The organism is Aphanizomenon sp. CS-733/32, assembly GCF_028330045.1.
In the GTDB taxonomy this organism is placed as follows: Bacteria; Cyanobacteriota; Cyanobacteriia; order Cyanobacteriales; family Nostocaceae; genus Dolichospermum; species Dolichospermum gracile.
Genome location: NZ_JAQMSE010000258.1, coordinates 1 through 4470, shown reverse-complemented (window position 1 = coordinate 4470; position 4470 = coordinate 1). Strand labels below are relative to the sequence as shown.

Here is a 4470-nt window from a genome sequence, read left to right as displayed (position 1 = left end):
CCTGTAACCTGTAACCTGTAACCTGTAACCTGTAACCTGTAACCTGTAACCTGTAACCTGTAACCTGTAACCTGTAACCTGTCCCCGTGGCGTAGCACCTGTCACCTGTCACCTGTCACCTGCTGTAAAATATGTGAAAATTATCTTTTGTTCTCAACAACAGTGCTACGCTTGACGGTATTCGGGGCAATGGCACGATAAAATTCTATAACGATAAAATGTAATAAAGGTCTAAATGGCAGAAACACTATTTTTCAACGCCCTGCGGGAAGCTATTGACGAAGAAATGGCACGCGATTCTAGCGTATTCGTTCTAGGCGAGGACGTGGGACACTACGGCGGTTCTTATAAAGTTACTAAAGACTTACACCAAAAGTATGGTGATCTGCGAGTTTTAGATACCCCCATTGCAGAAAATAGCTTTACAGGGATAGCTGTAGGGGCTGCTATGACTGGGTTAAGACCGATTATTGAAGGGATGAATATGGGCTTTTTGCTCCTCGCCTTCAACCAAATTTCTAACAACGCGGGTATGTTACGCTACACCTCCGGTGGTAACTTTAAAATCCCTATGGTGATTCGTGGTCCTGGGGGTGTGGGTAGACAGCTAGGTGCAGAACATTCCCAACGTCTCGAAGCTTATTTCCAAGCTGTTCCTGGTTTAAAAATTGTGGCTTGTTCCACACCTTATAACGCTAAAGGATTGCTGAAAGCAGCTATCCGCGATGACAACCCTGTGTTATTTTTTGAACACGTTTTACTTTATAATTTAAAAGAAGACCTGCCAGAAACAGAATATGTACTACCGCTAGATAAGGCTGAGGTTGTTCGTCAAGGTAAAGATGTGACGATTTTAACTTATTCGCGGATGCGGTATCATGTGCTGCAAGCTGTGAAAGCTTTGGAAAAACAAGGTTATGATCCAGAAGTTATTGACTTAATTTCTTTGAAACCTCTTGATTTTGAAACTATTGGTGCATCAATTCGCAAGACTCACCGGGTGATTGTTGTGGAAGAGTGTATGCGAACCGGGGGTATTGGTGCAGAATTAACTGCTTCGATTAATGACCGCTTATTTGATGAATTAGATGCACCTGTGCTGCGGCTTTCTTCTCAAGATATCCCCACACCTTACAACGGTAATCTTGAGCGCTTAACTATTGTCCAACCAGAGCAAATCGTAGAAGCCGTCCAGAAGATGATGGCTTTGCGAGTTTAGGTAATGGGTAATGGGTAATGGGTAAGAGTTTTTTCCAATTACCAATTACCAATTACCACCTCAAACTTCTACTCACAACGCAATCAAAGAACGTTATTATAACCTTTGTTAGTTGTGAGTGATAGTATGCAAAAACAGCGATCGCTATTAGCGTTAATTATAGTTTTGGTCATCGCCGCTATTACGGTGATTGTGACAATTCCTGTCCCCTTGGGGTTGGATTTACGAGGTGGTTCACAGCTGACTATTCAGGTGAAACCAACGGCGGAAATTCCCCAAATCACCGAAAGAGAATTGGAAGCTGTGCAAAAAGTAGTCGAAGGGCGAATTAATGGTCTTGGTGTTTCTGAGCCATTAATTCAAACTATCGGTACGGATAAAATATCCGTACAACTACCGGGTGTAAATGACCCAGAACAAGCAGAACGAGTATTAGGTGGTACAGCGCAGCTAGAGTTCCGTGTCCAAAAACCGAATACAGAAACACAACTTTTCGCTTTCCAGATTACACGCAACGATCTAATAACTAAGCGAGAAGCGTTGAAAAAATCCAAAGATCAAGCCGCGATTGATAAAAATAAGGAAGAGTTTCAAAAGAATAATCAAGCGATCGCCGAATTGTTTGAAAGTACCAACCCACCCCTCACTGGCAAATATCTCAAGGATGCCTACGGTGAACCCAATCAAGGCACCAACTGGAATGTGGCTATCCGTTTTGATCAAAAAGGTGGAGAACTCTTTGCTGGACTCACCAAAGAGCTTGCTGGAACAGGTCGGAGTATTGGTATTTTTCTGGATAATGAAATGATCAGTTCACCCACCGTAGGACCAGAACACGCTGCTACTGGAATCACTGGTGGTTCTGCTATTATTACGGGTCGTTTTCAAGCCCAAGAGGCTAATGATTTAGGGGTACAATTGCGCGGTGGTGCATTACCCGTTCCTGTGGAAATTGCGGAAAGAAGAACAGTAGGCGCTACTTTAGGAAAAGATAGTATTCAAAGAAGTATCTACGCTGGTATTGGTGGTCTGACTTTAGTATTAATATTTATGGTGTGGTACTATCGCCTACCGGGAATGATAGCCAATGTTTCACTAATAATTTACTCCATACTGACTTGGGCTGCATTTTGTTTACTAAGTGTTACCCTCACTTTACCGGGAATTGCAGGTTTTATTCTCAGCATTGGTATGGCTGTTGATGCTAACGTCTTGATTTTTGAACGCACCAGGGAAGAATTACAAGCAGGTAAATCTTTATATCGTTCTGTAGAATCTGGTTTTTACCGCGCCTTTTCCAGTATTTTAGATAGTAACGTCACCACCTGGATTGCTTGTGCTGCATTATTTTGGTTAGGTTCAGGATTAGTCAAAGGCTTTGCACTTACCTTAGCTTTAGGCGTAGGGGTGAGTATGTTTACCGCAATTACTTGTAGTCGCACATTAATGTTTTTAGTTATTTCTATTCCCTCTTTGCGGAACACACAACTTTATGCTCCTAATGTGCCAGTAGCGAATAAGACAGGAGTGGCGCAATGAGATTGGATATTAACAAAGCCCGGGGTACTTGGTGGACTATTTCCGCTGTGATTATTCTGGTGGGTATCATCTCTATGGTGATATCCACCCTCAATCCCAGTATCAAAGCACCTCTGCGTCCCAGCTTAGACTTTATCGGCGGAACCAGGTTGCAATTTGTGCGAGACTGTGGCAAACCTGGTAACTGTGACCAACCCATAGATATAAACGTTGTGCGAGAAGTGGCTAAATCTCAGGGACTTGGAGATAGTAGCATACAGTTAATCTCGGAAGATGGACAGGAAAATGGCATTACTATTCGCACCAAAAATCTGGAAACGGAACAGCGGAGTAATTTGCAAAATGCCTTAACTGAAAAAATCGGTGCTTTCGACCCCCAAAAAAATCAAATTGACTCCGTTGGTGCAACTTTAGGAAAGGAATTATTTACTTCGGGAATCTTAGCTTTAATAGTTTCCTTTGTCGGAATAACTGTTTATATGGCTTTCCGATTTCAGTTGGACTATGCCTTATTAGCTATTGTGGCTTTGTTTCACGACATTCTGGTAACAACTGGAGTTTTCTCAATTTTAGGCTTAGTTTTCGGCGTTGAAGTAGATAGTCTTTTCATTGTTGCTTTGCTAACTATCACAGGTTTCTCTGTCAATGATACTGTGGTCATTTATGACCGCATTCGGGAAACTATTAAACTTCATCCTGAACAACCAATTGCTGAAGTTGTTGATGATGCCGTTAACCAAACTTTGTCTAGGTCAATCAACACCACCTTAACAACCTTACTGACATTAACTGCTATTTTCCTATTTGGTGGAGAAACCCTCCATTATTTCTCTCTGGCGTTAATTGTGGGCTTTGTAATGGGAGCTTATTCTAGTATTTTTATTGCGAGTACACTCCTAATTTGGTGGCGAGAACGCAGTGAAAATTACTCAGTTGCAACTCCTATAAATTCCCAAGAAAGTTAAATTTCACTCATTCCTAACCTTTGGCGAGGAATGTCTTGAGGCGCTGACTCCTTTAGGAATTACTTGTAGGGTGCGTCAGACCGCATAAATCTTGCCAATAAACAGATTCTTGATATCTGACGCACCCTACCAATGTTCCAGTTGTGTAAGTCCGCGCACACTATACCTTTCCTATGTATAAACCTGAAGAACCACAAGCAGTGGAATTAGACCCGGCTTTTGCTCAACAATTACAAAAACTACATAGGCTAACAGTGTATGGCCGATGGTTATTTGCCGGTTGTCTGTGGCTGACTATTGCGCCTTTTTGTTTATGGAATTTACGGACTGAAATTTCTTTGTTACGAGAATATTTTACTTGGGTAGGACTACGATATACAGTGATTTTTCATCCTCTATCCACACTAGGTTTAAGTTTATGTATTGGTATGACGGTTTCTGTTTTAGTTTGGCAAAGTCGTAATATTCTGTGGGGACTATCATTACAAGAACAGGAGAATTTAAAAAAGCAAGTTTATCGGATTCGTCAACAAGGATCTTCTCATCCTTTATGGAAATGGGTTTGTCAATAATCAGGGAATAGGCACGAAGCGAATTAATTTAAAGTGTGACATACTCCACACACTCCCCTTCGGGTGAGTGTGGGCTTCTCAGCGACTCTTCTATGAAGACATTGACTGAGCTTTAAGACCGTGTGTCCCCCGGTTCTTGATATTAATTGAAGCATTCAAATCCCGGCACAAACTG

4 protein-coding genes are annotated in these 4470 nt (G+C 41.9%); all 4 read left to right on the top strand.

All coding sequences use genetic code 11. The annotated features are described in order from the left end of the window. Positions 1-235: 235 nt before the first annotated feature. The 4 genes from PN471_RS23010 to PN471_RS22995 all read left to right on the top strand — a co-directional run bounded on the left by PN471_RS23010 (position 236) and on the right by PN471_RS22995 (position 4295). The gene (locus PN471_RS23010; RefSeq protein ID WP_039204864.1) at positions 236-1219 is read left to right on the top strand and encodes an alpha-ketoacid dehydrogenase subunit beta; all 984 of its coding nucleotides are present in this window, start codon (positions 236-238) and stop codon (positions 1217-1219) included. A gap of 126 nt (positions 1220-1345) precedes the next feature. Continuing rightward, the gene (secD, locus tag PN471_RS23005; protein ID WP_271778796.1) at positions 1346-2758 is read left to right on the top strand and encodes a protein translocase subunit SecD; all 1413 of its coding nucleotides are present in this window, start codon (positions 1346-1348) and stop codon (positions 2756-2758) included. Further along, positions 2755-3723 (top strand): protein translocase subunit SecF, encoded by a 969-nt coding sequence (gene secF / locus PN471_RS23000; RefSeq protein ID WP_193894567.1) that lies wholly within the window; start codon positions 2755-2757, stop codon positions 3721-3723. The genes secD and secF overlap by 4 nt, the downstream gene beginning before the upstream one ends. A 173-nt stretch (positions 3724-3896) precedes the next feature. After that, the gene (locus PN471_RS22995; RefSeq protein WP_271778795.1) at positions 3897-4295 is read left to right on the top strand and encodes a hypothetical protein; all 399 of its coding nucleotides are present in this window, start codon (positions 3897-3899) and stop codon (positions 4293-4295) included. The last annotated feature ends 175 nt before the right edge of the window (positions 4296-4470 follow it).

What these genes read in the sequence shown, in the direction of transcription:
- PN471_RS23010 (WP_039204864.1), top strand. Translation starts at nt 236, where the DNA reads ATGGCAGAAACACTATTTTTCAACGCCCTGCGGGAAGCTATTGACGAA.
- secD (WP_271778796.1), top strand. Translation starts at nt 1,346, where the DNA reads ATGCAAAAACAGCGATCGCTATTAGCGTTAATTATAGTTTTGGTCATC.
- secF (WP_193894567.1), top strand. Translation starts at nt 2,755, where the DNA reads ATGAGATTGGATATTAACAAAGCCCGGGGTACTTGGTGGACTATTTCC.
- PN471_RS22995 (WP_271778795.1), top strand. Translation starts at nt 3,897, where the DNA reads ATGTATAAACCTGAAGAACCACAAGCAGTGGAATTAGACCCGGCTTTT.